The organism is Stenotrophomonas sp. B2, assembly GCF_014947095.1.
Classification (GTDB): domain Bacteria; phylum Pseudomonadota; class Gammaproteobacteria; order Xanthomonadales; family Xanthomonadaceae; genus Stenotrophomonas; species Stenotrophomonas maltophilia_P.
Map to the genome: position 1 here is coordinate 93,971 of NZ_JADCQA010000014.1, position 13,266 is coordinate 107,236.

A 13,266-nucleotide genomic window follows, 5' to 3' on the forward strand; every position below is an offset into this window, starting at 1 on the left:
CCCCCGCATGCGGCGGGGCGCCGCATCCGCCGCCTGCTTTGTTGCGCTGGATCATGCGCCTGTTGCGCGGGTGCGTGTACCGTAGGCGCATGAGCACCTACCACCTGCAGTCAGTGTTCCGCCCGCAGTCGGTCGCAGTGATCGGCGGCAGTCCGCGCGAGCGCTCGGCCGGCCGCGCGGTGATGCGCAACCTGCGCGGTACGGGCTTCCCCGGCAAGGTGGCGTGGATCAACCCGCGCCACGCCGAAATCGATGGCATCCGCACGGTGAAGCGGCTGAAGGATCTGGACTGGGTGCCGGATCTCGTGGTGATCACCGCGCCAGCCGCCATCGTGCCGCAGGTGGTGCGTACCGCGGCCGAGCGGGGCGTGCAGGCGGCGATCATCCTCACCGCGCATCTGGGGGATGGCCCGGGTTCACTGTCGGCGCAGGTGGAGGCCGTGGCCCGCCGGCACGGTCTGCGCATCCTGGGCCCGCATTGCCTGGGTGTGATCGCGCCGCATGCACGGCTCAACGCCAGCATCGCCGCACACTTCCCGCAGGCTGGCGATCTTGCGTTGATCTCCGAGTCCTCGGCGATCGCCGCGGCGCTGGTGGAATGGGGCGTGGCGCGTTCGGTGGGATTCTCCGCCGTGGTCTCGCTGGGCGATACGCTGGACGTCGACTTCGGCGATCTGCTGGACTATTTCGCCACCGATTACCGCACGCGCGCCATCCTGCTCTACGTCGAACAGATCAAGGACGCGCGCAAATTCATGTCGGCGGCGCGTGCGGCCGCACGCGCCAAGCCCGTGGTGGTGGTGAAGTCCGGCCGCAGCGAGCGCGTGCAGCCTGGCAGCCGCGATACCCATGTGCAGGCGCTTGCACGAGCCGATGATGTCTACGGCGCTGCGTTCAACCGCGCCGGCCTGCTGCGCGTGGGTGCCCTGGACGAGCTGTTCACCGCCGCAGAGACCCTGGGCCGGCTGGGTACCTTCCCGGGCCGTCGGCTGGCCATCCTCAGCAATGGGGGCGGCGTCGGCCGGCTGGCCGTGGACCAGCTGGCCGCGCTGCGCGGAACCCTGGCGAACCTGTCCGACAGCACGGTCGAAAAGCTCGATGCGGTGCTGCCGCAGGGCTGGTCGCGCAGCAATCCGGTGGATATCGTGGTGGATGCCGATGGCGAGCGCTATGCCGCGGCCATCGAGGCCCTGCTGGCCGACAACGAGAACGATGCGGTGATGGTGGTCAACGTACCGACGGCGTTCACCTCGTCGGCCGACGCCGCGCAGGCGCTGACCCGCACGCTCGGCCTGCGCCCGCGCCACCATCGTGACAAGCCGGTGTTCGCCGTGTGGCTGGGCAACGATGACCAGGCCACCGCCACGCTCAATGCGGCGCGCGTGCCGACCTATCCCACCGAAGCCGAAGCGGTACGTGGCTTCCAGCATCTGGTGCGCTATCGGGAAGCGCAGAACGCACTGATGGAAACCCCGCCGAGCCTGCCGCAGGACTTCAGCGTGGATGCGGCCGCGGCGCGCACGCTGGTCGAGGCCGCGCTGGCCAACGGCCAGCAGTGGCTGGACCCGTTGGCCACGCACGAGCTGCTGAAGGCCTATGGCATTCCCTCCGCGCCGGTGATGCATGCGCGCGACGCGCACGAGGCCATGGATCTGGCGCAGCCGCTGCTGGAGCGGGGTGCGACCGTCGCCTTGAAGATCTTGTCACCGGACATCCCGCACAAGTCCGAAGTGGACGGCGTGCGCCTGAACCTGTCGACGCTGCCGGCGGTGCAGGCTGCGGCCAAGGCGATCCTGTCGCGTGCACGCCAGCTGCGCCCGGATGCACGCATCGACGGTCTGCTGGTGCAGCCGACCATCGTCCGCCCGAAAGCGCGTGAACTGATCGTGGGCATCGCCGATGACGCGACCTTCGGCCCGGTGATCGTGGTCGGTCGCGGCGGCACGGCGGTGGAGGTGATCAACGACAAGGCACTGGCCTTGCCGCCGCTGGATCTGCGCCTGGCCCACGAGCTGATCGGGCGTACCCGTGCGTCGCGGATCCTCAAGGCCTATGGCGATGTTCCCGCTGCTGATGAGCGCGCACTGGCCCTGGCGCTGGTGAAACTGGCGCAGCTGGCCGCCGACATTCCGGAAGTGCGCACGCTGGATATCAATCCGCTGCTGGTCGATGGCAAGGGCATTCTCGCTCTCGATGCACGCGTCGCCATCGCGCCTTCGCGCATCCTGCACAAGGGTCGCGGCCATCCGCGCTTCTCGGTGTTCCCGTATCCGAAGGAGTGGGAGCGCACCATCGAGCTGTCCGATGGCGGTCACGCCTTCGTGCGCCCGGTGCGCCCCGAGGACGACGCGCTGTTCCGCGCGTTCTTTGCCCGGGTCAGCGACGAGGATCTGCGCCTGCGCTTCTTCCAGTCGGTGAAGCACTTCAGCCACGAGTTCATCGCCCGTCTGACCCAGCTCGACTATGCGCGCTCGATCGCGCTGGTGGCCATCGAACCGCGCAGCGGCGAGATGCTCGGCGCCGTGCGCCTGCACGCGGATGCGGATTATCACCGCGGCGAGTACGGCATCCTGATCCGCTCCGACCTGAAGGGCCATGGCATCGGCTGGCGACTGATGGCGATCATGATCGAGTATGCGAAGTGGCTGGGGCTGCACGTGGTCGAGGGACAGGTGCTGCGCGAGAACAGCACCATGCTGGCGATGTGCCAGAGCCTGGGTTTCAAGACCCGGCTGGACCCGGACGACCCGACGGTGATGGTGGTGACCCTGCCGGTGCAGCAGGTGGACGTTCCCGAGGTACCGCCGGTGGCGTGAGCGTCACCTCATCGGCGGCGTCGTAACGCCGAAGTGATCGTGGCATACCGTCCGTGCGGTTGCGACAATGCGGGCCATGACTGACCGCATCCCCTTGCTGCTGCTCCCCGGCCTGCTCAACGATGCCGAGCTGTGGCGCGCGCAGCTGGCCGACCTGGCCGATATCGCCGAGTGCAGCGTGGGCGACCAGACCCGCGGCGCGACCCTGCAGGCGGTGGCCGAGGATGTGCTGGCGCAGGCACCTGCGCGCTTCGCGCTGGCCGGGTTCTCGCTGGGAGGCTTCGTTGCCCAGCAGATCCTGCGCGTCGCACCGGAGCGGGTGCTGCGGCTGGCGCTGATCGACACCTCGATCCACGCCGATTCGCCGGAGCGCGCCGAGCAGCGTCGCAGCCAGCGCGCCAGCGTGCGCCTGCCCGGGAAGTTTCATGGATTCGGTGACGCCCTGATGCGCAGCTACATCGATGCCTCGCGGCTGGACGACTATGTACTGGTGCAGCGCGTGCGCGACATGACGGCGCGTCTTGGCGCGGAGGTGTTCCTGCGACAGAGCGCGCTGGAACGTCGTGACGGCCACGATGTGCTGGCCGGATATCGCGATCCGCTGCTGATCGTGTGCGGTGCCAACGACCGCATCACGCCATTGGCGGTGAGCGAGGAGATGCACGCGCTGGTACCGCACTCGCAGCTGGTGGTGGTGCCCGACTGCGGGCACCTGGCGCCGATGGAGAAGCCGGATGAGGTCAGTGCGGCGATGCGCGGGTGGCTGCTGCAGGACTGAAGGGCCCGCCGGGCATGGCCCGGCGCTACCTGTGGCAATCCGGTAGCGCCGGAGCGCGCCCGGCGGCCCCCATCGTCATCGTCCGGTAGCGCCGGGCCGTGCCCGGCGGCTTCGGCTCAGTCCCAGGCCGGCGCGATGCCTTCCGGATTGGCCAGCCGATGCCCGCGGTCGAGCCTGGCAATCTGTGCCATGTCCTCCTCGGTCAAACGGATGGCCGCCGCTTCCAGATTGGAGGCCAGGTTCTCGCGCCGGGTCGAGGACGGAATCACCGCAAAGCCCTGCTGCAGTGCCCATGCCAGTGCGATCTGCGCCGGCGTGGCCTGGTGGCGGCCGGCGATGGCCTGGATCACCGGGTCCTTGATGACTTCGCCATAGGCCAGGCTCATGTACGCGGTGACAGGGATGCCGTTCTCCTGCAGGAACTTCACCAGCAGGCGATTCTGCAGGTAGGGATGGATCTCGACCTGATTGGTGGCGATGGCGTCGGCGCCGAGGATGCCGATTGCCTTGCGCGTCTGCGCGATGGTGAAGTTGGAGATGCCGATCTCCCTGGTGAGGCCCTGCGCCCTGGCTTCGGCCAGCGCCGGCAGGTACTCCTCCATCGGCACGTCGACCTTGTCGTTCGGTGAGGGCCAGTGGATCAGCGCCAGGTCGACATGGTCGGTGCGCAGCTTCTTCAGGCTGTCGTGCAGGCTGGCCAGCAGCGCATCGCGCTTGAACTCGGTGATCCAGACCTTGGTGGTCAGGTAGATCTCGTCACGCGGCACGCCGGATTCGGCGATGGCCTGGCCGACCTCGGCCTCGTTGTCGTAGATCTGCGCGGTATCGATGGCGCGGTAACCGACGTCCAGTGCGTTGCGTACCGAGTCGATCACAGTCTGGCCTTTCAGGCGGAAGGTGCCGAGACCGAAAGCGGGGACAGTCATGGGGGAACTCCAGCTAATGGGGGAAGGGCGCGGTAGATCCGCACAAGGGTAGGGCAGGGCCTGCATGCATGCCGGCAACGGTGCATTGCGCAGGCGTGGAGATGCGTCGGTAGTGAGCGGCGTCGTATCAGTGTGCGGTGATCGCGGTGCCCTCGGCGCGGTCGTCGATGCCGTCCCGACGGTCCAGGCGGCCGCTGAGCACGGTCAATGCATAGGCACCCACCACCACCAGCGCGCCCAGCCACGGCGTATGCATCAGGCCGACGTTCTCCACCACCAGGCCGCCCAGCGATGCGCCCAGGGCGATGCCGATGTTGAATGCAGCGATGTTCAGTCCGGATGCCACGTCGGTGGCCTGCGGCGCATGGCGCTGCGCCTGCTTGACCACATAGACCTGCAGTCCGGGCACGTTGCCGAAGGCCACCGCACCCAGGGCCAGCACCGTCAGCAACATCAACACCGTGTTGTAGGCGGTGAAGGTGAGCGCCAACAGGACCATGGCCAGCAGGGCGAAGATGCGCCTGAGCGCCGGAACCGGACCCATGCGGTCGGCCATGCGGCCGCCCCACAGATTGCCGATCGCCACCGACACGCCATACACCAGCAGCACCAGGCTGACCGCGTTGGCCGAGAAGCCGGTGACGTCCTGCAGGATGGGCGCCAGGTAGGTGAAGGCCAGGAACGTGCCGCCGTAGCCCAGTGCCGTCATCGCGTAGACCAGCAGCAGGCGCGGCTGGGCCAGCACGGCCAGCTGCTGGCGGAAGCGGGCGGGCGCGCTCTGCGGCACAGTGCGCGGCACGAACAGCGCCGCGCCGACCAGGGCGATCACGCCCAGGCCGGCCACGGCCAGGAAGGTCGCGCGCCAGCCCAGGTGCTGGCCGATGAAGGTGCCCAGCGGCACGCCGGTCACCAGTGCGACGGTCAGCCCGGTGAACATGATCGCGATCGCGCTGGCGGCCTTTTCTTTCGGCACCACCGCCGTGGCGATGATCGAGCCGATCGAGAAGAACACGCCATGGGCGAGGCCGGTCAGGATGCGGGCGACAATCAGCGAGGCGTAGCCCGGTGCCATCCAGGCGATGACGTTGCCCAGCGTGAACAGCGCCATCAGTGCCACCAGCAGGGTCTTGCGCGGCACGCGGCCGGTCAGCGCGGTCAGCACCGGCGCGCCGATGGCTACGCCCAGGGCGTACAGCGAGACCAGCAGGCCGGCCGAAGGCAGGCTGACCTGCAGGTCGGCGGCAATGGTCGGAATCAGGCCGACGATGACGAATTCGGTGGTGCCGATGGCGAAGGCGCCCAGGGTCAGCGCCAGCAGGGCGAGAGGAATGCCGCGGATCATGGCGGGCTCCGGAGGAAGGAAGGCGCGCAGTGTGCGCGGCCCACCTTTGCCTAAAAACCGGTCTTCACGCCAATCACTCTTGCCTGGTGGTCAATAATGGCGCCATGAAGACCACCCTCGATGAAATGCAGGCCTTTCTGGCCGTGATCGACAGCGGTTCGATCAGTGCCGCCGCCGAGCAGCTGGGTCAGACCCCTTCCGGGGTGAGCCGGGCGCTTGGGCGGCTGGAGGACAAGCTGGGCACCACCCTGCTGACCCGTACCACGCGCCGGCTGCACCTGACCGCCGAAGGCGAGGCCTACCTGCGCCATGCACGGGCGATCATCGACGCGGTGGAGTCGGCCGAAGAGCAGATGGCGGCGCGCCGCGAGCGCCCGGCTGGACGCCTGCGGGTGGATGCGGCCATGCCGTTCGTGCTGCACGTGATCGTCCCCCTGGTGGCGGGCTACCGCGCGCGATACCCGGAGGTGCAGCTGGAGTTGAACAGTTCCGAACGCTACATCGACCTGCTGGAACGACGCACCGACGTGGCCATCCGCATCGGCCCACTGGCCGACTCAACGCTGCACGCGCGCTCGCTGGGCCGCTGCCGGCTGCAGCTGCTGGCCAGCCCGGGCTACCTGGCCGAGCACGGTGAACCGGCCAGCGTGGCGGCGCTGGGTCAGCACACGCTGCTGGGATTCAATGAACCCGAATCGCTGAACCGCTGGCCCGTGCCGGGCGACGCCGACGGCCAGCTGCTGGTACGGCCGGACATCGCCGTATCCAGCGGCGAGACCCTGCGCCGGTTGGCGGTGGAAGGGGTGGGCATCACCTGCCTGTCGGACTTCGTCACCGAACGCGACCGTGCTGCCGGCACGCTGGTGCCGGTACTGGCTGCACAGACGCTGGATGTCTACCAGCCGATCCACGCCGTGTACTACCGCAACACGGCGGTCTCGGCGCGGATCAGCTCGTTCCTGGACCATCTCGGTGACGCGATGGTGCAGTCGGATTACCTGCGCTGAGGCATGCCGCGCTCGCCGGGCATGGCCCGGCGTTACCTGCGCGTTCGGCAGAGCCGGACCCATGCTCGGCTGCACAGGGTCCATGCAGTCCTTCAGGCCGCGCGCGCCAGCGCATCGCCGCTCGCCGCGGGGGGCGACAGATCGAACACATCCACCGCGTCCATCAACCGGTCCGCCTGCTGCTCCAGGCTGCGCGCGGCGGCGCTGGCCTCTTCCACCAGCGCGGCATTCTGCTGGGTCGCGCCGTCCATCTGCACCACGGTCTGGTTGACCTGTTCGATGCCTGCACTCTGTTCCTGCGACGCGGCGGAGATCTCGGCCATGATGTCGGTCACGCGCTGCACCGAGGCGACGATCTCGGCCATGGTCATGCCCGCCTGGCGCACGCGTTGTGCGCCATCGGCCACCTGGTCCACCGAGGTATCGATCAGCGTCTTGATCTCCTTGGCCGCATTGGCTGAACGCTGCGCCAGCGTACGCACCTCACTGGCCACCACGGCGAAGCCCCGGCCCTGCTCACCGGCACGCGCAGCCTCCACCGCTGCGTTCAATGCCAGGATGTTGGTCTGGAAGGCGATGCCATCGATCACGCTGATGATGTCGGCGATCTGCCGCGAAGAGGCCTCGATCGCCCCCATCGTCGCCACCACCTGCGTGACCACCTCGCCCCCCTGCGAGGCAACCTCGTGCGCGCCGATCGCAAGCTGGTTGGCCTGGCGTGCGTGCTCGGCGTTCTGGCGCACGGTGGAGGTCAGTTCCTCCATCGATGCTGCCGTCTCCTCCAGGTTGGCAGCCTGCTGCTCGGTGCGGCGCGACAGGTCGTTGTTGCCGGCGGCGATCTCGGCGGCCGCGGCATGGATGCTGCCCGAAGTGTGCTTGATGTCGGTGACGATGGTGGCCAGCTGCGCCGCAGTCGTGTTGGCATCGCCAGCGATGCGGGCGAACACGCCCTGGAAGCTGCCGTGCATGCGCGCGCCAAGCCGGCCATCGGCAATCGCGCGCAGCATCGTTGAGACCTCGCCGAGATTCTGCTCGGTGGTCTGCATGAGCTGGTTCAGGCCCTCCACCATCGCGCGGAAGTCATGCTCGAAGCGCGCGCTGTCACCGCGCTGGCTGAAATCGCCGGCCGCAGCGGCGGCGGCAAGGCGGCGGATCTCGCCGTTGATGGTGCCAAGGTTGGCCTTGGCAGTATCCAGCGCTTCGGTGATGACGGCCTTCTCGCCTGGCAGGCGCTCCATGTCCTCGCTGAGATCGCCCACCGCATAGCGGCCCATGATCGTGATCGCGCGCATCTTCACCCGGATGTGCGCGTCGACCAGCGCGTTGCTGTCGGCCACCATGGTTCCGAATGCGCCAGGGAAGGCGCTGGCATCCATGCGGTAGCTGATCGAGCCGGCGTCATGCGCCTTCGCCATTGCCGCCTGCGCCTCGAGCACGCCGCCCACCGTGGCCTGCACGGCCTGCATGGCCTGCGCCAGCCGGCCCACTTCATCGCGGCTGCGAACCTGCACGACGTGCTGCAGGTCGCCAGCGGCCACGGCGCGCGCAGCCGCCTCCACCGCCAGCACCGGTTGCACCACCGCGCGGCGCAGCCACCAGGCCAGGCCCATCAGCAGCAGCGCAGCGGCGACCACGGTCAGCACCGCGCACAGCAGCAGCATCTGCCTTGCCTGCTGCGCGCGCGTGGCCACCGCGGCCTCGGCCACCCGGGTGGCCTGCGTGCTCAGCGCGTCCAGCGATGCGGCCACCGCGCGGTCCTTGCCCCGCACCAGGGTATCGCCAGCAGTGGCATCGTAGCCGGCCGCAGCAAACGCCTGCAGTGCAGCGTGATAGTCCTTCTGCAGCTGCGCGTGCAGGCCAGCGAAGGCGAGGGCGAGCTCGCGCGTACGGGCATCGGGGCTGCTGGCCAGCCCGCGTGCCAGTCCATCGACGATTCTGCCTTCGCTGTCGAATGCATCCAGATGACGCTGGCGCAGGACCGGATCGTGGCCCCGCAGCAGCACGTTCTTCCATTCCTGCACCTGGCCACGGAACTCGCGCTGCAGGCGTTCGGCATCGCGGCCATGGGCGACTTCGGCAGGCACCTCGGCAGACAGCTTCAGCCAGGCCGACGCCAGGCCGGCCAACGCACACAGCAGGATGACGGCGAGGCCAAGGGATACGGCGCCGAGCAGCTTCGTCTGCAGTCGCGGCGCATGGGGAGAGGCATTCATGGGGCGAGATCTCGGAAGGGGGGCGATGCGGTATCGACCTGATCTCGCGTGCTCTGAAGTGCGATAAGGATCACATTATCGTTTCGTTCAACGAGGTGAAGGAAATGTTTCATAGGACAGATGTGTCCATATGGAACGAAACAGGACGCTCGACAGGGGATATAAATGTAACTATTGTTGTTACATGAAATCCTCGAACCCGCTTTCCGACGCGCTGCACGTGATGGCCCATCTCGTGGGCCAGCAGGGGCCGCGCACCTCCGAACAGCTGGCCATGTGCCTGCCGACCCATCCGGTGGTGATCCGCCGGCTGCTGGCACAGATGCACAAGGCCGGGTTGGTGCGCAGCACACGCGGGCACGGCGGTGGCAGCCAGCTGGCGCGCGATGCCACCCGCATCACCCTGCACGACATCTACCTGGCGGTCGGCGCACCGCCGCTGGTGCAGATCGGCACACGCGGCGCAGGTCGTGGCTGCCCGATCCAGCAACTGGTCGATTCGGCGCTGCTCGATGGTGCCCGCGAAGCGCAGCGATTGCTGGAACACCGCCTGCAGTCCACCACGCTCGACCAGCTCGGCGCGGAGTTCGCGCGCCACCTCGCCCATCACCGCTCCCTGGAAGGACACCATGAATCCTGAAGTGATCATCGTCGGCGGCAGTTACGCCGGCATCGCCGCGGGCCTGATCCTGGCCCGCGCACGCCGCGCGGTCACCGTCATCGACGCCGGCCTGCCCCGCAACCGTGCGGCCAGCCATTCGCATGGCGTCCTCGGCCTGGACGGCATCAGTGGTGCCGAGCTGTTGAAGACGGCGCGCCAGCAGCTGCTGGACTATCCCAGCGTCCGCTGGATCCATGCCGAGGCCGCGCACGCCACCGCCAGCCCCGACGGTGTCGAGGTCCGCACCGCGGATGGCCAGGTGCTGGCCGCACGCAAGCTGCTGCTGGCCAGTGGCATCAGTGACCAGCTGCCGGACCTGCCCGGCCTGGCCGAGCGCTGGGGCAGCACCGTGCTGCATTGTCCCTACTGCCATGGCTACGAAGTCGGCGGCGGAGCGATCGGCGTGCTCGGCGGCCATCCGATGTCGGCCGGCAAGGCACCGCTGTTCGCCGACTGGGGCAATGTCACCTTCTTCAGCCAGGCGGGGGAGATCAGTGAGGAGGAACGCGTGGCCATGCAGCAGCGTGGCGTGCAGATCGAGATCTCGCCGGTGATTGCCGTGCAGGGCGACCAGCCGACCTGGCTGGAAGTGGAACTGGCCGATGGCCGTCGCATCGCCCAGCGCGCGCTGTTCGTTCCAGCCACCCAGGCGATGGCCACGCCGCTGGTGCAGCAGCTGGGCTGCGCGCTGGTCGAAAGCCCGCTCGGCGTGCTGATCGAGGTGGACGCGATGAAGCAGACCTCGGTGCCGAATGTGTACGCCGCAGGCGACGCGACCACGGTTGGCAACATCACCCTGGCCGCCGCCGAAGGGGTGCGTGCCGGGATCGGCGTGCATCACGCGCTGGTCAGCGAAGACAGCATGGGGTGACGGAAAGGGCCGGATTCCGCTCTCTTGAACGTCATCCGGCCCGCCCCATCAGCCTTTGACGCACAGCACCTGGCGCAGTGTGTGGACCACGTCCACCAGGTCGAGCTGGGCGGCCATCACATCGTCGATCGACTTGTACGCCGCCGGCGATTCATCCAGCACGCCGCTGTCCTTGCGGCATTCCACATGCGCGGTCGCCTCGCGGTGCTGGGCCAGGGTGATCCGCTCGCGTGCCGTGCCGCGGCTCATCACCCGGCCTGCGCCGTGGCTGCAGCTGTGGAAACTGTCTGCATTGCCCTTGCCACGTACGATGTAGCTGCGCGTGCCCATGCTGCCGGGGATGATGCCCAGCTCGCCCTGGCGTGCACTGACCGCACCCTTGCGGGTGACCAGCAGTTCCTGCCCGGCGTGCGTTTCCTTCTGCACGTAGTTGTGGTGGCAGTTGACGGCCATCGCCGCCAGCCGGAACGGCGGCAACCGATGCCGCATCTCGGCCAGCACGCGCGCCATCATCGCCTCGCGATTGTGCCGCGCATAGTCCTGCGCCCAGGACACCGCCTCCACGTAGTCGTCGAACAGCGGCTCGCCTTCCATGAAGAAGGCCAGGTCCTTGTCAGGCAGATGGAAACCGAGCACGCGGCGCTCCAGCTCGCGACGCGCCTGCTCGATGAAGTACGTGCCGATCAGGTTGCCGGTGCCACGCGAGCCGCTGTGCAGCATTACCCACACGGCATCCGTTTCATCCAGGCACAGCTCGATGAAGTGGTTGCCACCTCCCAGCGTGCCCAGCTGGCGATCGAGCTTGTCGGTGCGGATCCGGCGATGCCTGTCCTTGATCTTCTCCAGGCCAGCGGCCAGGCCGGACTGCACCAGCCGCGTGTGGATGCTGTCGGGCATGCGCTGATGCTCGCCACCGCGACCGTTGCCGACCGGGATGCTGCGCTCGATGCTGTTGCGCAGCTGCCGCAGGTCATCGGGCAGGTCGTTGGCCTGCAGCGTCGTGCGCACCGCGGCCATGCCGCAGCCGATGTCCACGCCCACCGCCGCCGGAATGATCGCCCCGCGGGTCGGGATCACCGAGCCGACGGTCGCGCCCTTTCCCAGGTGCACGTCCGGCATCACGGCCACCCAGGGCCCGACGAATGGAATGGCGGCGATGTTGCGCAGCTGCTCATGGGCCTGCGCTTCCAGCGGCACGCCGTTCACCCAGCCCTTGATCGGCGTGGTGCCCTCGGCATGCAGCCATTGATAGGTGTGTTGAGTATCCATGTTGCAATCCATCTCCTTGATGGGCCGGCGGCGCGTCCCTGCGCCGCCCCAGCCCCCTACTTCATCGTCACCAGCTGCTTCAGCACGCCATCCAGGCCGCCGAACACGGTGAGCTTGTCGATCTTCTCGGTGACCTTCTCCAGCGCTTCCAGCTCCTTCAGCCGCATCAGCACCGGGTTGTCCTCGATCAGCCTTGCGGTATTGAGCTGCGAGCGGGTGGCGTTGGCCTCCTCGCGGCGGCGGATCACGCTGGCCTGCGCCTGCTTCTCGGCCAGCACCACGCCGTTGAGGATCTCCTTCATCTCGCCCGGCAGGATCACGTCCTTGATGCCGACACCCAGCAGCTGCACACCGTGGCCCTCGATCGCGGCGCGCACGTGCGCGGCGATCTCACCGTCCAGCGCCGCCTTCTCGCCCAGCAGCTCATCCAGGCTGCGCGTGGCGATTGCCTGGCGCAGCCCGAACTGCAGCTGCCGGTAGATGAACTCGTCGGCGTTGCTGAGCGTGCGGTGTGCACGCACCGGGTCGACCACCTGCACGGTCGCGGCCAGGTTCACCCGCAGGGTCACCTTGTCGCGGCTGAGCAGCTCCTGGCCGGACACGTCGAGCGAACGCGCACGCAGTTCGACGCGCTCCACCGACACGTTGCCGTTGAAATTCCAGAACGCGTGCAGTCCGGCATCCAGGGTCTGTCGCAGCGTACCGTCGACGAACAGCAGGCCGACCGACTCGCTCGGCACGGTGCTGATCACCGCCACGCGCGGCAGTACGCCCAACTGGCCCAGGCGCTGCTGCACGTCGGCCGGCACGCGCGGTTCGTCATCCAGGGCCATCACGCGCACCGCGGTCTCGACCGAACCCCGCCAGTAAAGATGGCGGCTGCCGGGCGGCAGGACATCGTCGATACGGCCATTGCGCAGCAGCAGACCCACCTGTGCGGCGCCGATATCGGCCAGCACGAAGTGTTCGTGCAGCTGTGCTCCCAGCGCGTCGATCAGGCTGTCCTGGTCGCTGCCGTTGTAGGCGCTGCCCTTCGATGCGTTGTGCACGGTCACCTGCGGCGAGCCGCCGAACCGCGGCAGGCGGTGCACGCCCGGCAGCAGCACCTGCTGGAAACGACGGTTGCGATACACCAGGCCGCGCTCGCCGTCGCCGATCACGACCTTGATGGTCCAGAACATGGGAGTCTCTCCTTGTATGGCTCTGGTGGTTCGACCCGATGGGAATCCATCACCACGACCCGGGCCGATCAGGTCGTGGCGAGGCGGCCTGCACACCCCGTGCAGGCCGCGGAAGAGGGCGGCCACCGGTGGACGGTCCGCGCGCGGAGCCTTCGGTGCGCCGGCAGTACTGCCATGGGCGTCGCCGGCAGGCAGCACCGGG

The 13,266-nt window shown here is 68.2% G+C and carries 10 protein-coding genes; 5 read left to right on the top strand and 5 right to left on the bottom strand.

The window, feature by feature from the left end; all coding sequences use genetic code 11:
• Positions 1 to 89 precede the first annotated feature (89 nt).
• On the top strand, positions 90 to 2,816 hold the full coding sequence (locus IMX13_RS16050) for a bifunctional acetate--CoA ligase family protein/GNAT family N-acetyltransferase (protein ID WP_053518109.1): 2,727 nt from the start codon (positions 90 to 92) through the stop codon (positions 2,814 to 2,816).
• 76 nt (positions 2,817 to 2,892) lie between these two features.
• On the top strand, positions 2,893 to 3,594 hold the full coding sequence (locus IMX13_RS16055) for an alpha/beta hydrolase (RefSeq protein ID WP_053518111.1): 702 nt from the start codon (positions 2,893 to 2,895) through the stop codon (positions 3,592 to 3,594).
• Between the two features lie 116 nt (positions 3,595 to 3,710).
• Here IMX13_RS16055 and dkgB read toward each other — a convergent pair whose 3' ends face one another.
• Positions 3,711 to 4,520: a 2,5-didehydrogluconate reductase DkgB gene (gene dkgB, locus IMX13_RS16060; protein ID WP_128989949.1), complete on the bottom strand. Its 810-nt coding sequence runs from the start codon at positions 4,518 to 4,520 to the stop codon at positions 3,711 to 3,713.
• A gap of 127 nt (positions 4,521 to 4,647) precedes the next feature.
• On the bottom strand, positions 4,648 to 5,862 hold the full coding sequence (locus IMX13_RS16065; protein ID WP_193396721.1) for an MFS transporter: 1,215 nt from the start codon (positions 5,860 to 5,862) through the stop codon (positions 4,648 to 4,650).
• A gap of 104 nt (positions 5,863 to 5,966) precedes the next feature.
• Between IMX13_RS16065 and IMX13_RS16070 the strand changes: the two genes are divergently transcribed.
• On the top strand, positions 5,967 to 6,869 hold the full coding sequence (locus IMX13_RS16070) for a LysR family transcriptional regulator (protein ID WP_053518115.1): 903 nt from the start codon (positions 5,967 to 5,969) through the stop codon (positions 6,867 to 6,869).
• Between the two features lie 92 nt (positions 6,870 to 6,961).
• On the opposite strand, the gene IMX13_RS16075 is transcribed toward IMX13_RS16070, so the two are convergent.
• On the bottom strand, positions 6,962 to 9,082 hold the full coding sequence (locus tag IMX13_RS16075; protein ID WP_193396722.1) for a methyl-accepting chemotaxis protein: 2,121 nt from the start codon (positions 9,080 to 9,082) through the stop codon (positions 6,962 to 6,964).
• Positions 9,083 to 9,266: 184 nt separating this feature from the next.
• Here IMX13_RS16075 and IMX13_RS16080 point away from each other — a divergent pair, with 184 nt between their 5' ends.
• Together IMX13_RS16080 and IMX13_RS16085 are read left to right on the top strand one after the other, a co-directional pair.
• Positions 9,267 to 9,722, top strand: a complete 456-nt coding sequence (locus IMX13_RS16080; protein ID WP_053518119.1) for an Rrf2 family transcriptional regulator — start codon at positions 9,267 to 9,269, stop codon at positions 9,720 to 9,722.
• Positions 9,712 to 10,614 carry an NAD(P)/FAD-dependent oxidoreductase gene (locus IMX13_RS16085; protein WP_193396723.1) on the top strand — a complete coding sequence of 301 codons (903 nt, stop codon included), beginning with the start codon at positions 9,712 to 9,714 and terminating at the stop codon, positions 10,612 to 10,614. Before IMX13_RS16080 ends, IMX13_RS16085 begins: the two co-directional genes overlap by 11 nt.
• A 48-nt stretch (positions 10,615 to 10,662) precedes the next feature.
• Here the strand turns inward: IMX13_RS16085 and IMX13_RS16090 are convergent, their stop codons facing one another.
• A complete protein-coding gene (locus IMX13_RS16090) occupies positions 10,663 to 11,883 on the bottom strand; it encodes an RtcB family protein (RefSeq protein WP_065181439.1) in 1,221 nt (406 codons plus the stop codon).
• Between the two features lie 56 nt (positions 11,884 to 11,939).
• The gene (locus tag IMX13_RS16095) at positions 11,940 to 13,064 is read right to left on the bottom strand and encodes a slipin family protein (RefSeq protein ID WP_193396724.1); all 1,125 of its coding nucleotides are present in this window, start codon (positions 13,062 to 13,064) and stop codon (positions 11,940 to 11,942) included.
• Between the last annotated feature and the right edge of the window lie 202 nt (positions 13,065 to 13,266).